This is a genomic window from Iningainema tapete BLCC-T55 (genome assembly GCF_014698965.1).
GTDB classification, from domain to species: Bacteria; Cyanobacteriota; Cyanobacteriia; order Cyanobacteriales; family Nostocaceae; genus Iningainema; species Iningainema tapete.
This window is the reverse complement of sequence record NZ_JACXAE010000073.1, coordinates 1-2,267: the sequence shown is the minus strand read 5'-3', so window position 1 is coordinate 2,267 and position 2,267 is coordinate 1. Positions and strand designations below refer to the sequence as shown.

At 33.7% G+C, this 2,267-nt stretch carries 1 pseudogene; it reads right to left on the bottom strand.

From position 1 onward, the window contains the following. Window positions 1–347: 347 nt before the first annotated feature. Window positions 348–2,003 (bottom strand): annotated as a pseudogene (locus tag ICL16_RS23630) (IS1634 family transposase). Window positions 2,004–2,267: the final 264 nt, after the last annotated feature.

Genomic DNA, 2,267 nt, shown 5'->3' with positions numbered 1-2,267 from the left:
CCTATATTCCGCACCCAATAGTGTCACAATCGGTAATTACTGAAATAAAAAAGCAAACCAAGAATAAAATGAGACAAATACGTCAAAAAAGACATTTTACAAAGCATCAACAAGAGTGCTATGACATGAAAAGCTATTCTCAATAATTAGCAATAAGAATGCAAAAGCTTGTTTAAGCTTACTTGATAAATAAATTTCTATGTTGACTAGTACTTATTAGCAATATTATTGATAGCTGTCACATCTAAACGTAAAATCATAACATGGTTTTTGAGAGCTATCAATCAAATTAGATAGCTCTAGCGGTGAGAAGTAAATCAACAAATAAATACAATGTGCGAAAATAGTTATGTAACAAATTGATAGTAACGGTGACAATCTTCTGGTAACAGTGTAAGGATAAAATCTCGCTCTTGGGTCAAATTAGAAACTTGTTTTTCCTGATTAAATGTTACCAAATGAATTGATTGAAAACATTGAAAGATCCATCTTAAAGTGGGACGTTCTGTTGATTTACCTAACTGATTTTTAATTGTTGATTTCGACTCAGATAAAGCTGCTCGTATTTGTCTTTGTGCCAGAGTATAGACTAGTAAGCATAAACCCATTATCATTGCCAATGCTTCAATTCTCTCTGGACTTTTGAGAAAAATACTATCGGCGAAAAACAAAGGGTCTTTAAGAAAACCAAATCCTCTCTCACAAGATTGTTGTGCTTTATATTCAGAAATCATTGAATCGTTACTAAGTTCACTTGACTCTAAAATATTGGTGGCAATTATGAATCTACCTGCACTCAGTATTTCTGTGTTGATTTTACTTTCATTTTTACAGATAGTTGCTGAGATTTGGTAATATTTTTTTTGTGGCTCGTCTTGATTATCTGATGTTAACTCAGTGAGAATGCTATTCTCAATTTGGTAATATTTAAATTGTGAGGATAGTTTTGTTAATGCCTGAATTGCATCCGCTTCGCACGCAAACTTTTCTTGGGACAACTTTTTCAATTCGTTCAAAGATTTCTCTGATGATTTGGTAATTTTTTGTGATAATTTACGAAGGTCTGATTCCCTTCTAGCTTGGCTTTGCACTACCAGCCATCTTTGCACTACCCCTGCATAAGTTACTGTTTTTTCTACAAATGAATACCCTTCTAATTTACTTGCTCTCAATTCTGATTCTGGTAGAGTTGATACTAATGATTGTGCTGATTTTATCGTTAAAGGTACTCTACATAACCATCGCAACTTAGACATTAACTTGATATTCGATTCTGTATATAGCGCACAGTCAGCAACTATTAGACTATCGACTTTTATTTGTTTTTGATATTCAACCGCTATTTCTCCAAAGCATGATGAATCTGCTTGATTTCCTGAGGCAGATTTCAAAAATATTGGTAGATCTCCATCCCCCGAACATATAAGTTCTATAATAAACTGTTTTAAATCTGGTCTGTGGTCACGAGAGTACCCGTAGGTTACACTGATCGCTTGTGATGATCTTAATTGTGAATCTTCTTGGTCTTGAGAATTCTCATCTTTTTGATGTTCAAATATTACTTCTGGTAAAGTCGAATTATATTCCCCATGTAAATGTATTGATGATGAGTCTAGATGTGATGATGCTAAGGATATCTGAAACTTATTAACTGTATTTAACGAAATTGCCAAAAATATTGTATCAAGCCCTTTGATAAATAATTTATCCATGACTCGACCAAGTTTATCATCGTTTAGATACTCCGGTTTTACTCCGAGTCCTATTAAATGCTCGCAAGCTATTGACTCAAAAAATTTCGGGAACATATATAAAGGCTTAGACACAAAGCCTAATCCATTTAAAATCATTGCTTTTACAACATGTCCTGCACTCTACCTTACTCCTTTCTCTTCACCTAATAAATCATTAATTATTTCTACTAATCCAATCGAGTCTACTATTCCCGCTACTATGCCTAAATGATCTATATTCTGGATTTCAATATCTTTCACACTCAGCATGACAATAAAATTGAGGTAAGGATTTCTGCTTCAATTCTCACACCTCACTGTTAATTTTAAAGATTAATTTTTCTCACGTCTTTTAGATTCTCTATTTCTCGCCTAAATCTTTAATAAGGGCGTGAAAGCCCCTTCAGACTCAGTTACTTAATTTAATGCTATATATTCTCATTAGTACTCTTACGCTCTACTTCTTTTTTAGTTCTTATGTACTAAAATGGCGATGCGTTCTCCTATGTGCCAGTTAAGGGTGCGGAATGTGGG